Consider the following 21,670-nt stretch of genomic DNA (forward strand, 5'->3'; position numbering starts at 1 on the left):
CGCTTTCTGTGCTCCGTACTCGGTTGTGCCAGCCTACATGCGGCCAAATCCAGCCCGGACCAGGGCGAACAATCCGTAGCTGATGAGGCCAGCCGCAATGGCAGTCAGGAAATACGGCCCCGCGGGGTGGTCCCGCAGCGCCTTGAGGCTGCCGTCCAGCCCGGTTGATTCGCCGGGGCGGTTGGTGGCGGCTGCCACCACGAACAGCAGTCCCGCAAGGACCAGGGCGACGCCTTTGGCGACATGGCCGGCAACGCCGAGCGCGCTGATCACGCGTCCGCGCCGGGATCCTTCGAAATGGTGCAGTTCCTCTTTGAACTGTTTCCGGACGCCCTTGACGATGAAATAGATCCCGACGCCGATCACGGTCAGCCCCAGCGCGATGAGCGCCGGAACCCCCAGCGGCCCGCGCACCACGGCCGTGCTGAAGTCCTTCGTGGAATCGCCGGAGTCGCCGGGCATTCCAAGCGCGAACCCGGCAAAGGTGAGTCCCACGCTGCCGTAGGCCACGGCCAGGAAACCGGATGAGATCAGCTTGCCGAGCCGCTGGCCTGCCGGGAGGTGACGGGCCCTGAGGGTGGCTTCGCTGAGCTGCCACAGCGCCAGGCCCGCACAGCCGATCAGCCCCGCCCACATCACAGCGGGACCCCACGGATTCGCGGCGAGCTGCTCGATGGCTCCGGTCGGCTCGGCCTGCCCGGGCTGGCCGAGCGCCAAAGCGATGGCGATGGCCCCGATCACGATGTGGAGCACAGCCATGACGGCAAAACCGGAACGCGCGACGACGTCCAGCGCCTTCGTGTTCGACACCGCCTCGGCCGCATCGGCGGCTTCGCCGATGGCCGTGTCCTCGTCCGCCATCGCTAGCCGTTCATGGGGCCTTCGGCATGGACCGTGTCGGCGCCCGGGCCGGTAAGTTTCACGGTGCAGCGGACAATGAGCTGCTCCGGCGCCGTGTGGACATCCGCCAGGGTTTCGTCCGGGTTGATGACCGTGTAGGTTTCGGTGCCCTCTTCAACGCCGAAGCCGCGCGAGACGGCATCCTGGGTGGCGTTGGCGAGGGCGTCGCGGCGCAGTTCGTCCAGATACGCCTCGTCTCCTGATCTGGAGAGGTCCCCAAATGCCCAACCGAAAAGCGTTCCGGATCCGTTCATATCGCTGATTTTACGCATCATTCACCCGTTGTCCGCGGCAGCAAGGTCCCGGTCCGCGGAGTCCGCTTCCTCAGTGCCAGTTTCAGTGGCCGCGGAGTCCGCGTGCCCTTGTTCCTTGCCGTCAGTTGTCCAGACCTGGATGATCGCCCAGACCACGGCGGCCAGCGGAACGGAGAGCACTGCGCCGATGATGCCGGCGAGGATGGTTCCGGCAGTCAGGGCCAGCAGGATCACCAGGGCATGCAGCTGCAGGGACTTGCCCATCACCACGGGTTGAAGCAGGTTGCCCTCAAGCTGGTTGACGGCGATGACCACGATCACCACAACCAGCGCCACCACGGGACCGTTGGCTACCAGCGCCACCAGGGCGGCGAGGATGCCCGCCACGGTGGCGCCCACGATCGGGACGAATGCGCCGATGAAGACGATGATGGCCAGCGGGATGGCCAGCGGAACCTGCAGGATCAGCAGCGCAGTGCCGATTGCCAGGGTGTCCACCAAAGCAACGATGGCCGTCCCGCGCACGTAATCACCCAGGACCTGGATGGTGCGTGCGCCCGAGCGGCGCAGCTTGGCCTCGCGGGCTCCGGTGTAGGGCCGCAGGAAGAAATTCCAGATTCCGGTCCCGTCCTTGAGGAAGAAGAACAGGATGACCACCATCAGGCTGGCACCGGCAAGGAACTCGGTGATGACGGACAGTCCGGTGATGGCTCCGGAACGGACCTGGCTGCTGGCGGCGAAGTCCACGATGGCTGTGCGGGCCTGTTCGATCTGCTCGCCGTCCACGGGAACGGGGCCGTTGAGCAGGAAGGACTGCAGCTCATCCAGGCCGGACGATGCCTGGCTTACCAGTTCGCCCCACTGGCTGCGGATGGAGGCCACAATGACTGTGGTGACGCCGGCCAGCACGGCGAGCAGGGCCACGAAAGCCACCGCCGTAGCCGCTGAGCCTGGCAGGCCCCGGCGCTTCAGGAGGTTGACGAACGGCGCGATCGCAGCTGCCAGGATCAGGGCGATCAGCACGGGAATGACCAGCAGCCGGATCTGCAGCAGCGCGAAGACGGACACCACCACCACGGTGAGGACCAGCAGGACCTGGGCCGAGCGAACGCCCGCCCTGCCCAGGCCGTCCGCCCAGGGGTCCGGGCGTTTGCCGTCCACGGTGATGTCGACTGATCTGGCCAAGGGGTACTCCAATTCGTCAGCGTGCAAGAACGGGACGCCCAAGCCGGCTCAGGCCGGGACGGGGGCTCCCCAAACAGCTAAGCCTACTGATTTACCGGGCTTGCCGCTGATCGGCCGCAGTCCCTACAAGCCGAGCCACTCCGCGCAGGAGTTCAGGTTCCGGTTGACGCTGTCCACGGCGGCGGCTTCATCGTGCGCCTCGATGGCTTCGACCAGCTCGCCGTGCCCTTCGTCAGGGAGCCCGTTGAAGCCGCTGCGGCGCTGCTGCCGAAGCAGGTCCGCGTGGAACACGCCGCCAAAGCTGACGTACAGCTCGTGCAGCAGCGGATTCCCGGATGCCTGCGCCACCAACACGTGGAAATCCCAGTCGGCGCGTGCCCAGGCGGCGTAATCCTCGGAGTTCCAGGCGTCGCGGCGCTCCGTGAGCAGGGCCTTCATGGCGGCAATATGTTCCGGTTTGGCGTTGCGTGCTGCCAGCCGGGCCGCCTGGGTGTCCAGGCCTATGCGGACCTCGAGGATGTGTTCCTGGGTGTGGTCCTTGTACATGCGTTGCGCCGCGCCGGAGATCTCGCTGGTTGCCCGGACATAGGTGCCGTCGCCGCGGCGGACTTCCAGCATTCCGCTGTGGGCCAGCGCCTTGATCGCCTCGCGCAGGGTGCCCCGGGAGACGCCCAGCCGGGCCATCAGCTCGGGCTCGGCGGGGATCTTCTGCTGCAGCTGCCATTCGCCGGAGTGGATCATCCCGCGGAGCTTGTCCGTGATCTCGTCGGCCAGTACGGGCCGGTGCGAAGCGGTGAGGGTCATGACCGGGTCCTTGCCGTCAGTAGGTGCCCCACCACGATCTGGGCCAGGGCGATGGCGAGCAGCAACACCAAGGGTACCGTCCAGCCGCCGGTGGCACTGTGCAGCAGGCCCATTCCGAACGGTCCGGCCGTGGCGAGCAGGTAGCCCACGGACTGTGCCAGCGTGGACATGGCGGTGGTTTCCGCCGTCGTGCGCCCGCTGCGGCTGATCATCACCATGACCAGCGGGAAGATGCCGAGGCCGAATCCCAGCAGCACTGCCGGGACGGCGGCGAGCGTGGCAGGCAGCAGCATGAGGGCGGCCACGCCGGAGAGCATGGTGACGCTGGCGAGGTAGAACGCCGGGCGCAGCATCCGCGGCCGGGAGCCGATGGCGATCAGCACCATGCCGGCCGGGACGGAGACCAGCTGCATCAGTCCGAACATCAGCCCGCTGTCCGTGGCTGTCAGCCCGGTGGTGGTGAGCATGTACGGGAACCAGCTGAGTACGGCGTAGGCGAGGAGCGCCTGGAGCGTGAATATCGCGGTGAGCAGTGCGCCGGTCCGGGTCCGCAGGAGGGGCCACGGGGATACATTGGTTCCCCGGCCCGGGGTTGCATTCCGGTGTGCGTGGAGTGCCACCGGCAGGAAGCCCAGGAAGGCGGCCACGGACAGCAGGCCGATGGCGCCCAGGCCAGCCGACGCCGAGCCCAGGAGCTGCGCCACCGGGACCACCAGCACGGCGGTGACCGTGGCGCCCGTGGTCATCGTGACCGTATAAAGCGCCGTCATGAGGGACGTGCGGTGCGCGTAGTGCTCGCGGATAAACGACGGCATGGCCACGTTGCAGACGGCGAGCCCGGACATCCCCACCACTGTCCCTGCCAGCAGCATGCCCGTGGACGGGATGCCGCGCAGCAGGAGCCCGGCTGCCAGCATGCCCAGTGCCAGCAGGATCGCCTTCTCCACGCCCATCCGGCGCGTCAGCCAGGAGGTGGCCGCACCGGCTACAGCGAAGCAGAGGGTCGGAATGGAGGGGATGACGGCGGCGATGAACGCCCCATAGCCCAGGACTTCCTGAAGGTCGTGGAGGAGGGCGGAGGCCCCGGTAATGCCGGCGCGGAGGTTCAGCCCGATCAGCACCACGGCAATGATCCCGAGGACGACGACGGCGCGCGGCCGGGCTGCGCCGGCCGTTGCGGCGGGTGAGGTGTCAGTTCCGGGAGGTGCCGTCGTCGTGGTTGCCATGCTTAAACATTAGACGTTAGACGTTTGATGTTTGTAAAGATGTGGCAAAGGTCTCCGGAGGGCTCGGCCGGCGCTTGCTACCGCTCCTGGCGGTGGTTCAACCGCTGGACCGCCAGGGCAAGCCAGAGCTGCACCCGGTCCTGGGTCTGGGCGGGGTCGTAGCCTGTCAGCTCGGTGATCTGGGCCAGGCGGTACCGGACGGTGTTGCGGTGCAGGGTCAGCGCTTCTGCGACGGCGGCCACTGACCCGTTGTTGTTCAGGTAGCTTTCCAGCGTGGCCATCAGCTCGGCTCCGTGCAGGGCGTCGAAATTCCGGAGCGGGTTGAGGGACTCGTTCGCCATGTCCGCCAGCGGCACATCCTCGCTGGCCAGGAGCAGCGACGTCAGGCTGAGCCGTTCGGGCTCGTTGACTGGCAGGCCGTGGCTCGCGGCGTCGCGGGCCTCGAAGTAGCTCCAGCGCAGCCCGTTGGGTTTGGTGTAGGCGCCGCCGATACCGATCGTGGCATGGATGCCCGCCTCGGCAAGATGGTCGCTGAGGCTCCTGGCCAGCGCGCTGGCGCCGCTGCCGTCGTCCGTGACAACAACCACCAGGTCCTTCCCGACGACGGCGGTCACCCCGTGCTCCAGCGGCCGGGGCATCGAGGAACTCACCAGCTGCTTCGGGTGCGCTGCGGACTCGGCCAGCAGCACAACGTTCTTCCGGGTGCTGTTGACGCCGATGCCGGCGAGCCGCCGGGAGGCCTCGCTGGCCTCCAACGTCCCGTGGATCACGTCCTCCAGGACCTGCCCTGACAGTGCCCGCTGGGCCTGCCGTTGCTTGACCATGTTGTTCAGTTCCACGCTGATCAGGTTCTGCGCGTACCCCACGATGCCGGTGTCCTCGAAAGGCTGCCGGACCCAGAGGGTGCACGCGTCGCGCCGGCCGGTGGGGATGGGATAGGACGCCCAGGTGTCCGCCGTGGGCGCGGGGTTGCCGGGCACGCTGTTGTAGAGCTGCGCTGTGAACTGCGTGAGAACAATGTCCGTGCGCAGCATGGAGCCGAGGTTCTTGAGGAGCTCGGCCAGGCCGCCGCCGGTGAGCAGGGCGCGGGCCAGGATCTGGTGGCCCGCAATGAGCCGTTCCAGCTTGGCGTAGTGGTCCGCAGACTGGGCGTCCGCCACCAGCTTGGTGATCGCAATGAACGGCGTCTCGTAGGGGACCTCCACGACGGGAAGGCCCCAGCGGTTGGCCTCGGCGATCAGGGCCGGCGGAACGGCCTCGTGCGTCAGCCCGACCCCGAACCCGATCCCCACCGCGCCCGCCCGCTGCACCTGCCGCACGAAGCGGCGCTGCTCCGGGGCGGACTTCAGCCGCATGCCCGTGGTGAGCACCAGCTCGCCGCCGTTGAGGAAGCGCTGCGGGTCCTCCTGCTCCGTGACGGCAACCCACTGGATGTCCTGGTGCCACGTGGTCTCGGCGAGGCCTGATTTCACGAGCTGGAGCGACTGGACGCCCAGCAGGGCGGCGAGGGAAATTGCCATGGAATCAGGATAGCCGCGTGCTGGGCAACCGCACTAAAGGATTCCGGGGATGGTGTGCAGGTGGCTATTCCCTGCCTACCTGCCCTGGCATAGGCTCATGAGCAGTCGCAATACTGCGCCGGTTGCAGAACCGGTTCCAGAAACCCGCATGAAAGAGGTTGAACACCGTGGTCCAAACCTTGCAGAACTTCATCAACGGCGAGTTCGTCACGCCCGCCGGCACCGGACTGCTGGACATCGTTAACCCCACCAACGGTGAAGTGGTGGCGAAATCGCCCATCTCCGTGCAGGCCGACGTCGACGCCGCCATGACGGCAGCCAGCGAGGCGTTCAAGTCCTGGAAGCACGTCACCCCGGGCCAGCGCCAGCTGATGCTCCTCAAGCTTGCCGACGCCGTCGAGGCCAACAGCGACGAACTCGTTGAAGCCCAGCACCGCAACACCGGCCAGGTCCGCAGCCTCATCGCCTCCGAGGAAGTGGCCGCGGGCGCCGATCAGCTCCGCTTCTTCGCCGGCGCCGCCCGCATCCTCGAAGGCAAATCAGCCGGCGAGTACTTCGAAGGCCACACCTCCTACGTTCGCCGCGAACCCATCGGCGTCGTGGCCCAGGTTGCCCCCTGGAACTATCCGTTCCTGATGGCCATCTGGAAGATCGGCCCCGCGCTCGCCGCCGGCAACACCGTGGTGCTCAAGCCCTCGGACACCACGCCGGAATCCACCCTGGTGCTGGCCCGCCTGGCAGGCGGGATCTTCCCGGCAGGCGTCCTGAACGTCATCCTCGGCACCGGCGAAACCGGCGCCATGATGGTGGAGCACAAGGTCCCCGGCCTCGTTTCCATCACGGGTTCCGTCCGCGCCGGCATTGCAGTGGCGTCGGGAGCAGCCAAGGGCCTCAAGCGGGCCCACCTGGAGCTCGGCGGCAAAGCCCCGGCCATCGTCTTCAAGGACGCCGACATCAAGAAAAGCGCAGCGGCCATCGCCGAGTTCGCCTTCTTCAACGCCGGCCAGGACTGCACGGCCATCACCCGGGTGCTGGTCGAGGACTCAGTCCACGACGACGTCGTGGCGGCCATGGTGGAGCACACCAAGACCCTGCACACCGGCTCGCAGAACGACGAAGACAACTACTTCGGCCCGCTGAACAACGTGAACCACTTCAACGCCGTGACCTCGGTGGTGGAGCACCTGCCGGAGAACTGCAAGATCGTCACCGGCGGCCACCGCGCGGGGGAGAAGGGCTTCTTCTTCGAACCCACCATCATCACCGGGGCCAGGCAGACGGATGACGTCGTCCAGAAGGAAACCTTCGGGCCGGTCATCACGGTCCAGAAGTTCAGCACCGAGGCGGAAGCCGTGGAGCTGGCCAACGACGTCGACTACGCCCTGGCCTCCAGCGTCTGGACCACGGACCACGGCACGGCCATGCGCGTCAGCCGCGACCTGGACTTCGGCGCGGTGTGGATCAACACCCACATCCTGCTGACCGCAGAAATGCCGCACGGCGGCTTCAAACAGTCCGGCTACGGCAAGGACCTCTCCATGTACGGCGTCGAGGACTACACGCGCATCAAGCACGTGATGAGCGCACTCGACGCATAGAACAGCCGCATAACGCTACCCACGATTTTCCAGAAAGGCATCCCCATGACTGCAACCGCCCATGACATCACCTACCGTCTCGAGCAGAAGCGCCGCGTCCAGGCGGACTTCCCGGGCCCCAAGTCCGTCGCCCTGACCGAGCGCCGCAAGGCCGTCGTGGCCGCCGGCGTCGCATCCAGCGTTCCCGTGTACGTTTCCGACGCCGACGGCGGGATCATCCACGACGTCGACGGCAACTCCTTCATCGACCTCGGCTCCGGCATCGCCGTGACGAGCGTCGGTGCGTCCGATCCCGCCGTCGTCGGCGCCGTGAAAGAAGCGGTGGAGCACTTCACCCACACCTGCTTCATGGTCACCCCCTATGAGGGCTATGTAGCCGTCGCCGAACAGCTGAACCGGCTCACCCCGGGCGACCACGAAAAGCGCACGGTGCTGTTCAACTCCGGCGCCGAAGCCGTGGAAAACGCCGTCAAGGTGGCCCGCCTGGCCACCGGCCGGGACGCCGTCGTTGCCTTTGACCACGCCTACCATGGCCGCACCAACCTGACCATGGCACTCACCGCCAAGGCCATGCCGTACAAGACCAACTTCGGCCCGTTCGCGCCCGAGGTCTACCGCATGCCCATGAGCTACCCGTTCCGCGAGGAAAACCCGGCGATCACCGGTCCCGAGGCCGCCAAGCGCGCCATCACCGCGATCGAGAAGCAGATCGGCGGCGAGCAGGTTGCCGCGATCATCATCGAACCGATCCAGGGCGAGGGCGGATTCATCGTCCCGGCCGACGGCTTCCTTCCGGCACTGGCTGCCTGGGCCAAGGAGAAGGGCATCGTCTTCATCGCGGACGAGGTCCAGTCCGGCTTCTGCCGCACCGGCGAATGGTTCGCCGTCAACCACGAGGGTGTTGTTCCGGACATCATCACCATGGCCAAGGGCATCGCCGGCGGCATGCCGCTGTCCGCGATCACCGGCCGCGCCGACCTGCTCGACGCCGTCCACCCGGGCGGCCTCGGCGGCACCTACGGCGGCAACCCCGTGGCCTGCGCCGCGGCACTGGCGTCGATCGGCTCCATGGAGGAATACGACCTCAATGCCCGCGCCAAGCACATCGAGGAACTGGCCACGGGCCGGCTCCGCGAACTGGCCTCCGAGGTATCGGTCATCGGCGACATCCGCGGCCGCGGCGCCATGCTGGCCATCGAGCTCGTGCAGGCCGGCTCCAAGGAACCGAACCCGGAACTGACCAAGGCCGTTGCCGCCGCCTGCCTCAAGGAGGGCGTCATCATCCTCACCTGCGGCACCTACGGCAACGTCATCCGCCTGCTGCCGCCGCTGGTCATCGGCGACGAACTGCTGCTGGACGGCCTCGAGGTGCTGGCCGCCGCCATCAAGGCGCACGCCTAACCACGACCCGAGCGAACCGAAGAGCCGCGGACCGACCGTCCGCGGCTCTTCTGTTTGTGCCGACGGTGCGGGTGTCCGGGGTTTCTTTTCGGGCCGAATGTCACCTCTGGTTTGGGCCTGTGTGGGCTAGAGTCAGCAGTACCACTGCAGGAACGCAGACCGGCCGACGTCGCCCGGGATCCCCGAGCGAGGCTGGATTCTGCCCCAGACCCACAAAGGGGTTCACCCATGCGATACGTAGTTGGCTACACACCAAACGAGCGCGGCGCCGATGCGGTTGCCCTGGCGTCCGCGTTGGCCAAGGCACAGGGCGCTCAGCTCGACCTCGTCTATGTGGTGGACAAGGGCCTGCACGTTGCGCACGAGGTGGCGAGCGGCCACGACCTCGCCCGTGAGCAGGCCGTGCAGGACGCGCGGCGCGAAGGGCTGGGCCTGGTCCCGGAGGACGTTCCCGTCGAGTTCCACGTACGCCATGCTGAGTCGTTCGCCGCGGGACTGATCGAGGCCGCCGTCGATATCGAAGCCGGTCTCATCGTGGTGGGTGCGGCAAGCAACGGGCTGTTCAAACGCCATACCGTGGGCAGCGTGGCGAACGCCCTCCTGCACGCCTCGCCGGTGCCGGTGGCGCTGGCCCCGCGCGGCTACCGCCGCAAGGAGGCAATATCGCGGCTGACCCTCGCCGTCGGACAGCGGGCCGGGGCCGATGCCGCGATCGACGTCGCCATCGGATCCGCAGAGCGCCGTGGCGTTCCGCTGCGCATGGTCTCCCTGGTGGAGCTGGACGCCGAAGGGGACCCGGGAGAAGTGGTCAACGCGGCGCACATCCATGCCAACACCGTGCTCACCGAAGCCTCGCGCCGGCTCCCCGAAGGACACAAGGTCACGGTGGAAGTGGCACACGGCCGCACCATCGAGGAGTGCATCGACGACCTCGACTGGGATGACGGGGAGATCCTGATCGTGGGTTCCTCGCGCCTGGCCGAACGGAACAAGCTGTTTATCGGCAGCACGGCCAACAAAGTGCTCCGGGCGCTTCCGGTGCCCATGGTGGTCATCCCGCGCGAGTACGAGCGGGTGGACACCGCGATGGCCCCCTGACCCGCCCCGCTCACCACCCGGCTTGGGCGCAAAGGCTTAAGTGTCCGTTCGCGCTCCGGCCAGGGCACGCTTCCGCGCCACGGAGTTCCGGCGGGTCAACGCCAGCATGTCCACGGTCAGGACCAGCAGCGCCAGCCAGACCACGCCAAAGCCGATCCAGCGCTCCAGGGTCATGGTTTCCTTGAAGACCACCAGGGCCACGATGAACTGCAGCACGGGGGCAAAGTACTGCAGCAGCCCGATGGTGGTCATGGGCAGGCGGCGGGCGGAGGCTCCGAAGAACAGCAGCGGCACGGCCGTGATCACGCCCGAAGAGACCAGCAGCCAGAAGTGGACGGGTCCCTGCGTCCCGAGCGTGTTGGTCCCGCTGACTGCCAGGAAGATCATGGTGGCGGCTGCCAGGGGGGTCAGTACAACGGTTTCCATCGTCAGGCTGGTGACGGCGTCCGCTTTCGGCCCGATCCGTTTCTTCACGAACCCGTAAAGCCCGAAGCTAAAGGCCAGCGTCAGCGCGATCCACGGGAGCTTGCCGTAGGAAATCGTCAGCACCACCACGGCGGCAAAACCGATCCCGACGGCGGCCCACTGGAGCGGACGCAGTGTTTCCTTCAGGACGAACACGCCCAGCAGGACGGAGACGAGCGGGTTGATGAAGTAGCCCAGCGAAGCCTCCACGGCCTGGCCGGTGGTCACGCCGTAGGTGTATGTCAGCCAGTTCACGGCGATGAGGGCCGCGGCGATGGACAGTGTGCCAAGGACTGTCCGGTCGCGGAAAGCAGCCGCCAAAACACGCCATGAGCGGGTGACCGTGATCAGCAGTGTGCAGAACACCAGCGACCACACCACCCGGTTGGCCACGATTTCCACCGCACCGGCGGGCTGCAGGACGAAGAAGTACAGGGGGAGCAGCCCCCATAGTCCGTAGGCGCCAATCCCGAAGATGACACCCGCTGTCGTGTCCTTGTCCACCGCCTTGAGAACGACGCCGGGGCGGGGCGGCCGTCCGCCTGGTGCGCCAGCGGAATGCCCGCTGGAAGCGGGCGTACCCGTGGTGGTCAGGGCAGGTGCTGAGGCGGTTCCGTCGGGTGTAGGCACACGATCAATAACACCACCTCCGTGGACGGTATTCCGCCAACAAGGTATGGATTCCCCGCGAACGATATCCCGGGGACTTGCGGTAGTCAGTACGCTTACCACTATGAATTCGCATCTTGAGCTGGCCGCACGATGAGGCTCCGCCACAGCAACGCCTCGGGCAGGGGCTACCGGCGCCTGGCCGCTGGAACCGGCTTCACCTACCGCGACCTTGACGGTTCCACCCTTCCGCCGGGTCCCGTGCGGGAGCGGCTCGAAAGCATCGGCATCCCGCCGGCCTGGACCGATGTGTGGATCGCGCCCTACGACAACGGGCACATCCAGGCGACCGGACTCGACGCCGTGGGCCGCCGGCAGTACATCTACCACCCGGCCTGGCGGGAAAAGAAGGACCGGCTTAAGTTCGACCGTGCCCTCCAGCTCGCCGAATCCCTGCCAACTGCGCGCAGGCTGGTCACCCTGGACCTCCGGAGCGAGGGATTCTCGCGCGAACGTGTCCTGGCGGGTGCCTTCAGGATGCTGGACAGCGGTTCACTGCGGGTGGGATCGGAGCGCTACACCAACGAGAACGGCAGCCACGGACTGGCCACCCTGCTGTGTGCCCATGTGAAGGTCAAGCAGGAGAGCCTCCGGCTCAGCTTCCCTGCCAAGAGCGGGAAGACCTGGGATTCGGAGATTGACGACGCCGACCTCGCCGCCCTGGTCCGCTCGCTCAAGCGGCGCGGCGGGAACGCCAGGCTGCTGGCGTACAAGAACGGGCGCAGTTGGCACCCCGTGGGCAGTGCGGAAATCAACGAATACGTCAAGGAACGCACCGGCGCGGACTTCACCGCGAAGGACTTCCGCACCCTCCGCGGTACCGTGGCGGCGGCCGTCAGCCTGGCCCGTACCGGGCCGCAACCAACAGCGGCCGCGAGGAAACGCGCCATCAGCGTGGCGATGCAGGACGCTGCCGCGGTGCTGGGGAACACGCCGTCGATCGCCCGGAAGAGCTACGTGGATCCGCGGCTGTTGGATCACTTTTCGGCGGGGGAGACCATCGACCCCCGCCGGACGGGTTCGGCGGAAGCGGAACTGCGCGCGATGCTGTACCGCGAAGGCGACGTCGTATCCATCAACAGCTCCCCGAAGAAAGCGGGCTGAGCAATTAGAATGGGGGAATTGTGCGCTAAGTGACCTGGCGCAGTCTCTCAGTTCCAGAAGGGCTCCCGGTGTCCAATTCGGCCGAAACCACTCCCAAACGTCCCCTCCGCGTCGCGATCGTCGGCGCCGGACCGGCCGGCGTCTACGCCGCGGACATCCTGACCAAGTCCAATGAAGTCAAAGACGGCGACTTCGAGGTCAGCATCGACCTCTTCGAGGCCTACCCTGCCCCGTACGGCCTGATCCGTTACGGCGTGGCCCCGGATCATCCGCGCATCAAGGGCATCGTGAACGCCCTGCACAAGGTCCTGGACCGGGGGGATATCCGCTTTCTCGGCAACGTGACGTACGGCCGCGACCTGAAACTCCACGATTTCCGCGCCTTCTATGATGCCGTGATCTTCTCGACGGGCGCCATCAAGGACGCCGACCTCAACGTTCCCGGAGTCGAGCTTGAGGGCTCATTCGGCGGTGCCGACTTCGTCTCCTGGTACGACGGCCACCCCGACGTGCCGCGGGAATGGCCGCTCGAGGCCAAGGAAATCGCCGTGATCGGCAACGGCAACGTGGCCCTGGACGTGGCCCGCATGCTGGTGAAACACGCGGACGAGCTTCTGTCCACGGAAATCCCGGACAACGTCTACCAGGCGCTGAAGAAGTCCCCGGTCACGGACGTGCACGTCTTCGGCCGCCGCGGCCCGGCCCAGGTGAAGTTCACCCCGCTGGAACTGCGCGAGCTGAGCCACGCCAGGGACGTTGACATTGTGCTTTACCCGGAGGACTTCGAGTTCGATGAAGCTTCCGAGGAAGCCATCCGCACCAACAACCAGACCAAGACCATGGTGAACACCATGACCAACTGGCTTGTCGAGGAGCACACGGAGGCCGAGGTGCCTTCCTCCCGCCGGCTCCACCTGCACTTCCTGCACAGCCCGGTGGAGATCTACGACGCCGCCGGCAACACGGCGGGCACCGGCAAGGTCGCGGGCATCAAGTTTGAGCGGATGCAGCTGGATGGCACCGGCCACGTCAAGGGCACCGGGGAGTACATCGACTACCCGGTCCAGGCCGTCTACCGGGCCATCGGGTACCACGGCTCGCCGCTGGACGAACTCGAATACGATGCCGGGGCCGGCGTGATTCCCAACGAGGGCGGCCGTGTGCTGGATGCGGGCGGCAACCCTGTTCCGGGAATCTACGCCACGGGCTGGATCAAGCGCGGACCGGTGGGCCTGATCGGGCATACGAAGGGCGACGCCCTGGAGACCATCGGCTGCCTGCTCGAAGACCGGCTGACGCTGCCGCCGGCGCAGAACCCGGACCCGCACGCCATCATCGCCCTGCTCGAAGAGCGCGGCGTGGAGTACACCACCTGGGAAGGCTGGAACAGGCTCGACGCGCACGAAGCAGCCCTCGGGAAGGCGTGGACCGAAGCGGAAGCGGACACCGGCGTCGTGCGTGAACGCATCAAGGTTGTGCCGCGTGAGGACATGATCCGCATCTCCCGCAGCGCCGACGACTAGCTCCGCGCCACAAAGGAGTTTTTGTCCACTTATCGCGAGTTGCGGGCCCCTCAAACCCCGCGATGTGGACAAAAACTCCGCTGGCGGCCACGCCGGGCGGGAACTAGACTGGCCGGACCAAGCCACTTCGGCATGCCGTCACGCCTGGCACACTGTTGTGCCGGCAGGGAGTCCAATGAGGAAGATCATCCAGCCGGCTGTCGCGGGCACCGCAGACAGGAACGACGCCGCTGCGTTGCTCCAGCGGAATGCGCTGGCAGGCCACGAGCTGCTTGCCGGCCCGGGCCCGCTGGGTGCAGGCCGCGCCGGCCACCCCACCGGCGTGCACGTTCCCGGACTGCGCAGCCTCGTGGAGGAATCCTGGCAGCGGTCGGTCCAGTTCCGGGCGAACCCGGACAACCCCGAAGCGCCCCTGGCACTGGACCAGGAAGAGCTCGAGGAATACCGCCGGCAGCACCCCCTGGCCACCATCATGCCCGTCATCCATAAACTCCTGGTCCTGCCCAGCCACGACAGCGGCCTGCTGGTTGCCGTGGGCGACGAAGTGGGCCGCCTCCTGTGGGTCGAGGGCGACGCCGTGATGCAGCGCCGGGCCGAAGGCATGATGTTCGTGGCCGGCGCCGACTGGTCCGAGGCCAGCGTGGGTACCAGCGCCCCGGGCACCGCCCTGGCCGTGGGCCGCAGCATCCAGATTTCCGGCGCCGAACACTACAAGCGTTCCGTCCACCCGTGGAGCTGCACCGCCGTGCCGTTCCACGACCCCGATTCCGGTGCCCTGCTGGGTGTTGTGGATATCACCGGCACGGAGTCCGCCGTCGCCCCGCACACGCTGTCCCTGGTGGAGGCAACGGTGGCGGCGGCCCAGGCCCAGTTGCGCGTGGAGCGGCTCCAGCTGGCGGCCGCGCGCCAGGCAGCGCCGGCACGACGGCGGCCCCAGGCTTCCGCATCCCGGACACCGTCCGCTGCGGAAGGCAGCCTCTACCGCAACAGCCTCCAGCTCCTGGGCCGGGACCAGGCTCTGCTCAGCATCGAGGGCCGCACTGTGGCACTTTCGGCCCGGCACAGCGAGATCCTGGCACTGCTCAGCGTCCATCCGGACGGACTCAGCGCGGAGGAACTCTGCACCCTGCTCTACCCGGGCGAGGGCACCTCCATGACGCTGCGCCCGGAGATGGTGCGACTGCGCAAGGTCCTGCAGCAGCTCAGCCCGGACGCCGTCCCCGGCTCGCGCCCGTACCGGCTGCCCATGGACCTCATGCCGGATTCCAGCCAGGTCCTCAACTGCCTGCAGCGCGGCGCCCACCGCATTGCCCTGGAGATCTACCGCGGGGCTGTGCTGCCGCGCTCCGAAGCTCCGGGCATCGTGGAACTCCGCGACCGCGTCTCCTCACTGCTGCGCGAAGCGGTGCTCACCGACGGCAGCGCTGACGCGCTGCTGAAGTACGCGGAACTGCCGGAAGCAAAGGACGACGTCGATGTCCGCCTCGCCGCACTGAAGCTCCTGCCGGCCCGCTCACCCAAGCGGGCCGCCGTGGTCGCCGATCTTGAACGGCTGGAAACCGAACTCAGCGCCTGACCTGCCCTTTTCCGCGGGAGTGACCCGGGTCACTCCGGTTGCAACCTGACTGCAACCTCCCTGCTCCTACGCTGAATGCAACGGCGGCCGCCAGCACAGGCCGCTGATCATCTGCACAGCAAAGGAGCTAGCAATGACTGTCTATGCACAGCCCGGTACCGAAGGTTCGAAGGTTACGTTCAAGGACCGCTACGAGAACTGGATCGGCGGCGAATGGGTGGCTCCCGTCAAGGGCCAGTACTTCGAGAACATCACCCCGGTCACCGGCAAGGCATTCTGCGAGGTGGCCCGCGGCACTGCCGAGGACATTGAGCTGGCCCTGGACGCCGCGCACAAGATCGCACCGTCGTGGGGCAAGGCTTCCGTTGCCGAGCGCGCGGCCATCCTGAACAAGATCGCCGACCGCATCGACGAGAACCTCGAGATGCTCGCCGTGGCCGAGTCCTGGGACAACGGCAAGCCGATCCGCGAAACCCTCAACGCGGACATTCCGCTGGCTGCCGACCACTTCCGCTACTTCGCCTCCGCCGTCCGCGCCCAGGAGGGCCGCCTGTCACAGCTCGACGACGACACCACGGCCTACCACTACCACGAGCCGCTCGGCGTCGTCGGCCAGATCATTCCGTGGAACTTCCCCATCCTTATGGCCGTCTGGAAGCTCGCCCCGGCCCTGGCCGCCGGGAACGCAGTGGTCCTCAAGCCGGCGGAGCAGACGCCGTCGTCCATCCTGGTCCTGATGGAGCTCATCGGCGACATCCTTCCCGCCGGCGTCATCAACGTGGTCAACGGCTTCGGCGTCGAAGCCGGCAAGCCGCTGGCCTCCAGCCCCCGGATCCGCAAGATCGCCTTCACCGGTGAAACCACCACGGGCCGCCTGATCAGCCAGTACGCCAGCCAGAACCTAATCCCGGTCACCCTGGAGCTGGGCGGCAAGAGCCCGAACATCTTCTTCAACGACGTTGCCGAAAAGGACGACGCGTTCTACGACAAGGCGCAGGAGGGCTTCGCGCTGTTCGCGTTCAACCAGGGTGAGGTCTGCACCTGCCCGTCCCGCGCCCTGGTCCAGGAGGATATCTACGACTCCTTCATGGCGGACGCCGTGGCCCGTGTGGAGAAGATGATCCAGGGCAATCCGCTGGACACCGAGACCCAGGTGGGCGCCCAGGCGTCCAACGACCAGCTGGAGAAGATCCTCTCCTACATCGACATCGGAAAGCAGGAGGGCGCCAAGGTGCTCACCGGCGGCGCCCGCGCCGAGCTCCCCGGCGACCTGGCCGGAGGCTTCTACGTCCAGCCCACCGTCTTCGAGGGCCACAACAAGATGCGGATCTTCCAGGAGGAGATCTTCGGTCCGGTAGTGTCCGTGACGCGCTTCAGCGATTACAACGACGCCATGGGTATCGCCAACGACACCCTCTACGGCCTCGGCGCCGGCGTCTGGTCCCGCAACGGCAACGTGGCCTACCGCGCCGGGCGTGAAATCCAGGCGGGCCGTGTCTGGGTCAACAACTACCATGCCTACCCGGCCGGTGCCGCGTTCGGCGGCTACAAGTCCTCCGGCATTGGACGTGAGAACCACTCCATGATGCTGGACCACTACCAGCAGACCAAGAACCTCCTGGTCAGCTACAACGAAAACAAGCTCGGCTTCTTCTAGGCCGCACTGAACCCGGGCGGGGACGGATTGCACGCATCCGTCCCCGCCCGCACCACCCGCAATGCTTCAACGACGCAAGGATTTCGCCAATGACGACGACAATGCAAGCAGCCGTAGTAACCGAATTCGGAAAAGACCTCCAGATCCAGACCCTCCCCGTTCCCGCTCCGGGCCGCGGCGAGGCGCTGGTCAAGGTCATCACCACCGGGGTCTGCCATACCGACCTTCATGCCGCAGAGGGCGACTGGCCGGTCAAGCCGACGCCGCCCTTCATCCCCGGCCATGAAGGCGTGGGCGAAGTGGTCGCCCTCGGCGAGGGTGTCACCGATCTGGCCGTCGGAGATCTTGTGGGCAATGCCTGGCTCTGGTCAGCCTGCGGCGATTGCCAGTACTGCCGCACGGGCTGGGAAACCCTCTGCGAAGCGCAAAAGAACGCCGGCTACAGCGTGGACGGCTCGTTCGGCGAGTACATGCTCGTCGACACCCGTTTCGCTGCCCGGATTCCGGCGGGTTCCGACCCCGTGGAAGTGGCCCCGGTTCTCTGTGCCGGCGTCACGGTCTACAAGGGACTGAAGATGACCGAGGCCAGGCCGGGCCAGTGGGTCACCATTTCGGGCATCGGCGGCCTGGGCCACATCGCCGTCCAGTACGCCGTGGCCATGGGCCTGCGGGTGGCCGCAGTGGATATCGCCGATGACAAACTCGCGCTGGCCAAGAAACACGGCGCTGAGCTCACCGTCAACGCGTTGCACGAAGATCCGGCGGAAGTCATCCAGCGGGAAACCGGAGGTTGCCATGGAGTCCTGGTCACGGCGGTGCACCCGTCAGCTTTCGGGCAGGCCATCGGTATGGCCCGCCGCGGCGGCACCATTGTGTTCAACGGCCTGCCGCCGGGTGACTTCCCGGCACCGATCTTCGAGATTGTGCTCAAGGGCCTCACCGTCCGCGGCTCGATCGTGGGCACCCGGCAGGACCTCGAGGAAGCCCTGGATTTCTACGCACAGGGCAAGATCCACCCCACGGTGTCCACGCGTGAACTCTCGGAAGTCAACGAGGTCCTTGACGAGATGAAGCACGCCAAGATCGACGGCCGCGTGGTGCTGAGGTTCTGATGCCCGGCACCAGGCTGGACGCCGCTGTGACGCTGCCCGGGGAGGACTTCTCCCGGGTGGCGCTCACCGAGCCGGCCGTGGAACTGCTGCGGAAGTTGTGGGACCAGCACGGCCCGCTGATGTTCCACCAGTCCGGCGGCTGCTGCGACGGCTCCTCGCCCATGTGCTATCCGGCGGGGGACTTCATCACCGCCGAAGCGGATGTGCTCCTGGGGCTGTTCGACATCGCCGACGGCGTGGAGCCGAAGACGCTCGAGTTCTGGATGTCCAGGGAGCAGTTCAACTACTGGAGCCACACCCACCTGACCGTGGACGTGGTCCAAGGCCGGGGGAGCGGCTTCTCAGTGGAGGCGCCGGAAGGCAAGCGCTTCCTGATCCGGTCAACGCTGATGGACTGGCCGGTCTGAGGGCCGGCTCCCGATAGCGAGAACGGACAGTTGGGGCCCCTCCTGCGAGGGCCGCAACTGTCCGTTCGCGCATTTCTGCGTCTCACTATCTGGGATAAATGTGACCGTCCACTGGATGGACACTACTCTTGATAAGTCTGTTTCCAGCAAGCTATCGAGATTGTGGACTTTCCTATGAACCTTTTCCGGACGAAATCCATCGAGCAGTCGATCGCCGACGCCGATGAACCCGGACGCAAGCTGAAGCGTTCCCTGAGCACGTGGGACCTCATGATCATGGGTGTCGCCGTTGCTGTCGGCGCCGGGATCTTCTCCGTCGGCGCCAAGGCCGCTGCGAACTTCGCCGGCCCCGCTGTGACGATCTCCTTCGCCATTGCGGCCGTCACATGCGCCCTGGCCATCATGTGCTACGCCGAATTTGCCACGGCCATTCCGGTCGCGGGTTCCGCGTATGTCTTCACGTACGCCACCATGGGCGAGCTGCTGGCCTGGATCATCGGCTGGAACCTCATCCTGGAGCTCTTCACCGCCGGCGCGGTGATCGCCAAGTACTGGGGCATCTACCTGAGCAAGGTCTTCGCGCTCATGGGCGTGGACATTCCGCCCGCCATCTCGCTCGGCGGCATCGACCTCTACTGGGGTGCATTCCTGATCGTGGCCGTCTTCACGGTCCTGCTGGTGCTGGGGACAAAGCTGTCCGCCCGCGTGGGCAACATCTTCACCCTCATCAAGATCGCCGTGGTGCTGTTCGTCATCGTGGTGGGCTTCACCTACGTGAAGGTCGAGAACTACTCGCCGTTCGTTCCGGCCTCCGAACCCACCGCCGCCTCCGGCACCGCCGACGTGCTCAAGCAGTCCTTCTTCGGGTTCCTGACCGGAGCCGTTCCGGCACAGTACGGCACCCTGGGCATCTTCGCCGGCGCGGCGCTCGTCTTCTTCGCCTTCATCGGATTCGACGTCGTGGCCACCTCGGCCGAAGAGGTCAAGAACCCGCAGAAGACCCTGCCGCGCGGCATCTTCGGCGGCCTGGCGATCGTCACCGTCCTCTACATCCTGGTGTCGCTCGCCCTGACCGGCATGGTGTCCTACACGCAGCTGGCCGAGGCCAAGAACCCCACACTGACCACCGCCTTCGAAGCCGTGGGCAACACCGACGCCGCCAAGGTCATCGCGTTCGGCTCCCTGGTGGGCCTCACCACGGTGATCATGGTGCTGCTGATGGGCCTGTCCCGCGTGGTCCTGGCCATGAGCCGCGACGGCCTCCTGCCGCGCTCGCTGTCCAAGACCAGCACCATCCGGGCGACGCCGGTCCGCCTCCAGGTGATCTGCGGCGCGGCCGTGGCCCTCGTGGCCGGCCTGACCAATGTGGACCTGCTGGAGGAAATGATCAACATCGGCACGCTGTCCGCCTTCGTGATGGTGAGCCTGGGCATCCTGGTCCTGCGGAAGAAGCGCCCGGACCTGAAGCCGGCCTTCCGGGTGCCGTTCGGCAAGGTTCTCCCGGTGGTGTCCGCCCTCCTGTGCCTCTACCTGATGACGAACCTCGCGGTGGAGACTTGGATCTTCTTCGCCATCTGGCTTGTGATCGGCGTGGCCATCTACTTCTCCTACGGCCAGCGGCACTCCCGGCTGAACGAGAAGTTCGCTGCGGCCAGGTCCGCCGTCAATGGCGTACCGCAGACAGTGGACGATAAGGACGAGGACGCGCTCACCCGCTCCTGACCTCCGGACCCCGGAATCCGCTCTGGCCATGACTCCATAAGATGGAGTCATGGCCAGAGCTGTTAAACCGCAACGCAAGGTGGAGCTGTTGTCCGCCATTCAGGACTACCTGATGGACAAGACCCTGGCCGAACTCACCTTCCGGAGCCTCGCAGAGGGCCTGGGCATCAGCTCGTACGTGCTGGTCTACCACTTCGGCAACCGGGAACAACTGGTCAACGAGATCATCCGCTCCATCGAATCCAGGCTGGACAGCATGCGCACCACCGACGTGCGTGACATCGACCGGGAGGCCTGGCGGTCCTTCCTGATGGAGTCCTGGCAGTGGACCATGGCCCAGCGCAACCGCCACCTCGCCCGGCTTGAGTTCGAGGCCACGGCGCAGGATGTTGTGGCGGCCTCACCCCGCGGGACAGCCCAGGACCATTTCCGCATGCTCCACGAAAAAGCACGCGACTGGCTGGTGGTGCAGGGCATCCGACCGGAGTACGCAGACACCGACGCCCGACTTTTCACGTCCACCTTCTACGGCCTGCAGTTCGATTTTGTGGTGATGAACCAGCCCGAGGAAGCGACGAAGGCCTTTGAGCTGATGGTGGCCGTGTTCTTTTCCAACCTTGAGCACCGCCTGGCCACCGACGGCCAGCACGTCTGACGCTAAGGTGCAGCCCTAGGGTGTTGCGTGGCGGCCCATCCATTCAACGAGCGGGCGCAGCTCGTCCCAGAGGCGGCCAATCTCCGCCGCGGCCGCAGGCGTGGACAGCCATTCCGGTTGACCCAGTTCCCGGCCGGCGGACAGCGACTTGTACTTGAGGAGCTCCGCCCGGGGATGGTCGCGCGGAAAGCCCCGCGGCACCGTTTTCAGCCGTTCTCCGTCGACGGTGAAGCCGGCCTCGCTGGCCCTGCGCACGATCTGCTCCAGGGACTCCCCGGTCCCGGTGGCGTCCACCGAGTTCCGCAAGCGTGCCAGCTGGGCCGGGGAAGTGGAGTGGCAGCCGCCACCCACCAGGAGGCCGTCAGCGCTGATCTGTAGGTAGTAGCCGACGCCTTCCTGGAACGACGCGAAGGCGCCCTGGGCCGTCTTATACGGGGACTTGTCGGGGGAGAAACGGACGTCCCGGTTGGGCCTGAAAATTTTCGCCGGACCGAACCTCGGCTCCAACTCGGCCAGCAGGGCCGTCAGCGGTTCCCGGATAAGCGTTTCGTACCGCGATTTGTGCTCGAGCCACCAGTCCCGGTTGTTGTTTTGCTCAAGTTCCGCGTAAAAACCGAAGGCTGCGGCGGGGATGCCGGCGAATGTGTTCATGGAGCGAGCCTAAGGTGGCTCCGGCACCCGGGCCAGTGGCCCGGGACGTCTATGTGGAAAACAGCGGGCCATGGGCCCCCAGACGATACAAAAGCGGAACACCCCGCCGCGGATGTCCGCGGCGGGGTGCTCCTGTGAATCAC

At 66.5% G+C, this 21,670-nt stretch carries 19 protein-coding genes; 11 read left to right on the plus strand and 8 right to left on the minus strand.

Annotated elements, in window-relative coordinates; all coding sequences use genetic code 11:
* Positions 1-33: 33 nt before the first annotated feature.
* The 6 genes from ACFVWT_RS01900 to ACFVWT_RS01925 all read right to left on the minus strand — a co-directional run bounded on the left by ACFVWT_RS01900 (position 34) and on the right by ACFVWT_RS01925 (position 5,889).
* Positions 34-861: a DUF1206 domain-containing protein gene (locus ACFVWT_RS01900; protein WP_390244746.1), complete on the minus strand. Its 828-nt coding sequence runs from the start codon at positions 859-861 to the stop codon at positions 34-36.
* A gap of 2 nt (positions 862-863) precedes the next feature.
* Entirely contained in the window at positions 864-1,154 is a 291-nt protein-coding gene (locus ACFVWT_RS01905; RefSeq protein ID WP_390244748.1) for a hypothetical protein, read from the minus strand.
* Between the two features lie 21 nt (positions 1,155-1,175).
* Positions 1,176-2,339: an AI-2E family transporter gene (locus ACFVWT_RS01910; RefSeq protein WP_390244750.1), complete on the minus strand. Its 1,164-nt coding sequence runs from the start codon at positions 2,337-2,339 to the stop codon at positions 1,176-1,178.
* A 123-nt stretch (positions 2,340-2,462) separates the two neighbouring features.
* Complete coding sequence (locus ACFVWT_RS01915; RefSeq protein WP_390244752.1) at positions 2,463-3,143, minus strand: FadR/GntR family transcriptional regulator; 681 nt, start codon at positions 3,141-3,143, stop codon at positions 2,463-2,465.
* Positions 3,140-4,369, minus strand: a complete 1,230-nt coding sequence (locus ACFVWT_RS01920) for an MFS transporter (RefSeq protein WP_390244753.1) — start codon at positions 4,367-4,369, stop codon at positions 3,140-3,142. The genes ACFVWT_RS01915 and ACFVWT_RS01920 overlap by 4 nt, the downstream gene beginning before the upstream one ends.
* A gap of 77 nt (positions 4,370-4,446) precedes the next feature.
* A complete protein-coding gene (locus ACFVWT_RS01925) occupies positions 4,447-5,889 on the minus strand; it encodes a PucR family transcriptional regulator (RefSeq protein ID WP_390244755.1) in 1,443 nt (480 codons plus the stop codon).
* Between the two features lie 167 nt (positions 5,890-6,056).
* On the opposite strand from ACFVWT_RS01925, the gene ACFVWT_RS01930 reads away from it, so the two are divergent.
* The 3 genes from ACFVWT_RS01930 to ACFVWT_RS01940 all read left to right on the plus strand — a co-directional run bounded on the left by ACFVWT_RS01930 (position 6,057) and on the right by ACFVWT_RS01940 (position 9,986).
* A complete protein-coding gene (locus ACFVWT_RS01930) occupies positions 6,057-7,487 on the plus strand; it encodes a gamma-aminobutyraldehyde dehydrogenase (protein WP_390244757.1) in 1,431 nt (476 codons plus the stop codon).
* A gap of 45 nt (positions 7,488-7,532) precedes the next feature.
* The gene (gabT, locus tag ACFVWT_RS01935; protein WP_390244759.1) at positions 7,533-8,888 is read left to right on the plus strand and encodes a 4-aminobutyrate--2-oxoglutarate transaminase; all 1,356 of its coding nucleotides are present in this window, start codon (positions 7,533-7,535) and stop codon (positions 8,886-8,888) included.
* 228 nt (positions 8,889-9,116) lie between these two features.
* Positions 9,117-9,986 carry a universal stress protein gene (locus ACFVWT_RS01940; protein WP_390244761.1) on the plus strand — a complete coding sequence of 290 codons (870 nt, stop codon included), beginning with the start codon at positions 9,117-9,119 and terminating at the stop codon, positions 9,984-9,986.
* A gap of 36 nt (positions 9,987-10,022) precedes the next feature.
* Here ACFVWT_RS01940 and rarD read toward each other — a convergent pair whose 3' ends face one another.
* Entirely contained in the window at positions 10,023-11,090 is a 1,068-nt protein-coding gene (rarD, locus tag ACFVWT_RS01945) for an EamA family transporter RarD (protein ID WP_390247035.1), read from the minus strand.
* A gap of 123 nt (positions 11,091-11,213) precedes the next feature.
* Here rarD and ACFVWT_RS01950 point away from each other — a divergent pair, with 123 nt between their 5' ends.
* The 8 genes from ACFVWT_RS01950 (at position 11,214) to ACFVWT_RS01985 (ending at position 20,876) form a co-directional block, all read left to right on the plus strand.
* The gene (locus ACFVWT_RS01950; RefSeq protein WP_390244763.1) at positions 11,214-12,224 is read left to right on the plus strand and encodes a DNA topoisomerase IB; all 1,011 of its coding nucleotides are present in this window, start codon (positions 11,214-11,216) and stop codon (positions 12,222-12,224) included.
* Between the two features lie 68 nt (positions 12,225-12,292).
* Complete coding sequence (locus tag ACFVWT_RS01955; protein ID WP_390244765.1) at positions 12,293-13,747, plus strand: FAD-dependent oxidoreductase; 1,455 nt, start codon at positions 12,293-12,295, stop codon at positions 13,745-13,747.
* A gap of 175 nt (positions 13,748-13,922) precedes the next feature.
* Complete coding sequence (locus ACFVWT_RS01960; RefSeq protein ID WP_390244767.1) at positions 13,923-15,323, plus strand: GAF domain-containing protein; 1,401 nt, start codon at positions 13,923-13,925, stop codon at positions 15,321-15,323.
* 133 nt (positions 15,324-15,456) lie between these two features.
* Positions 15,457-16,980 (plus strand): aldehyde dehydrogenase family protein, encoded by a 1,524-nt coding sequence (locus ACFVWT_RS01965; protein WP_390244769.1) that lies wholly within the window; start codon positions 15,457-15,459, stop codon positions 16,978-16,980.
* An 89-nt stretch (positions 16,981-17,069) separates the two neighbouring features.
* Positions 17,070-18,092 (plus strand): alcohol dehydrogenase AdhP, encoded by a 1,023-nt coding sequence (gene adhP / locus ACFVWT_RS01970; protein WP_390244771.1) that lies wholly within the window; start codon positions 17,070-17,072, stop codon positions 18,090-18,092.
* Positions 18,092-18,499 carry a DUF779 domain-containing protein gene (locus ACFVWT_RS01975; RefSeq protein ID WP_390244773.1) on the plus strand — a complete coding sequence of 136 codons (408 nt, stop codon included), beginning with the start codon at positions 18,092-18,094 and terminating at the stop codon, positions 18,497-18,499. Before adhP ends, ACFVWT_RS01975 begins: the two co-directional genes overlap by 1 nt.
* Before the next feature lie 174 nt (positions 18,500-18,673).
* On the plus strand, positions 18,674-20,221 hold the full coding sequence (locus ACFVWT_RS01980; protein ID WP_390244775.1) for an amino acid permease: 1,548 nt from the start codon (positions 18,674-18,676) through the stop codon (positions 20,219-20,221).
* Between the two features lie 49 nt (positions 20,222-20,270).
* Complete coding sequence (locus ACFVWT_RS01985; RefSeq protein WP_209751305.1) at positions 20,271-20,876, plus strand: TetR/AcrR family transcriptional regulator; 606 nt, start codon at positions 20,271-20,273, stop codon at positions 20,874-20,876.
* A 15-nt stretch (positions 20,877-20,891) separates the two neighbouring features.
* On the opposite strand, the gene ACFVWT_RS01990 is transcribed toward ACFVWT_RS01985, so the two are convergent.
* Positions 20,892-21,527 (minus strand): DUF2461 domain-containing protein, encoded by a 636-nt coding sequence (locus ACFVWT_RS01990; RefSeq protein ID WP_390244778.1) that lies wholly within the window; start codon positions 21,525-21,527, stop codon positions 20,892-20,894.
* Between the last annotated feature and the right edge of the window lie 143 nt (positions 21,528-21,670).

Source organism: Arthrobacter sp. NPDC058288, assembly GCF_042880995.1.
GTDB lineage: Bacteria > Actinomycetota > Actinomycetes > Actinomycetales > Micrococcaceae > Arthrobacter.

Excerpts from the sequence above, each read along its gene's own strand:
- ACFVWT_RS01900 (WP_390244746.1), bottom strand. The coding sequence starts at position 861 with ATGGCGGACGAGGACACGGCCATCGGCGAAGCCGCCGATGCGGCCGAG.
- ACFVWT_RS01905 (WP_390244748.1), bottom strand. The coding sequence starts at position 1,154 with ATGAACGGATCCGGAACGCTTTTCGGTTGGGCATTTGGGGACCTCTCC.
- ACFVWT_RS01915 (WP_390244752.1), bottom strand. The coding sequence starts at position 3,143 with ATGACCCTCACCGCTTCGCACCGGCCCGTACTGGCCGACGAGATCACG.
- ACFVWT_RS01920 (WP_390244753.1), bottom strand. The coding sequence starts at position 4,369 with ATGGCAACCACGACGACGGCACCTCCCGGAACTGACACCTCACCCGCC.
- ACFVWT_RS01925 (WP_390244755.1), bottom strand. The coding sequence starts at position 5,889 with ATGGCAATTTCCCTCGCCGCCCTGCTGGGCGTCCAGTCGCTCCAGCTC.
- gabT (WP_390244759.1), top strand. The coding sequence starts at position 7,533 with ATGACTGCAACCGCCCATGACATCACCTACCGTCTCGAGCAGAAGCGC.
- ACFVWT_RS01940 (WP_390244761.1), top strand. The coding sequence starts at position 9,117 with ATGCGATACGTAGTTGGCTACACACCAAACGAGCGCGGCGCCGATGCG.
- ACFVWT_RS01950 (WP_390244763.1), top strand. The coding sequence starts at position 11,214 with ATGAGGCTCCGCCACAGCAACGCCTCGGGCAGGGGCTACCGGCGCCTG.
- ACFVWT_RS01960 (WP_390244767.1), top strand. The coding sequence starts at position 13,923 with ATGAGGAAGATCATCCAGCCGGCTGTCGCGGGCACCGCAGACAGGAAC.
- ACFVWT_RS01965 (WP_390244769.1), top strand. The coding sequence starts at position 15,457 with ATGACTGTCTATGCACAGCCCGGTACCGAAGGTTCGAAGGTTACGTTC.
- adhP (WP_390244771.1), top strand. The coding sequence starts at position 17,070 with ATGACGACGACAATGCAAGCAGCCGTAGTAACCGAATTCGGAAAAGAC.
- ACFVWT_RS01975 (WP_390244773.1), top strand. The coding sequence starts at position 18,092 with ATGCCCGGCACCAGGCTGGACGCCGCTGTGACGCTGCCCGGGGAGGAC.
- ACFVWT_RS01980 (WP_390244775.1), top strand. The coding sequence starts at position 18,674 with ATGAACCTTTTCCGGACGAAATCCATCGAGCAGTCGATCGCCGACGCC.
- ACFVWT_RS01985 (WP_209751305.1), top strand. The coding sequence starts at position 20,271 with ATGGCCAGAGCTGTTAAACCGCAACGCAAGGTGGAGCTGTTGTCCGCC.
- ACFVWT_RS01990 (WP_390244778.1), bottom strand. The coding sequence starts at position 21,527 with ATGAACACATTCGCCGGCATCCCCGCCGCAGCCTTCGGTTTTTACGCG.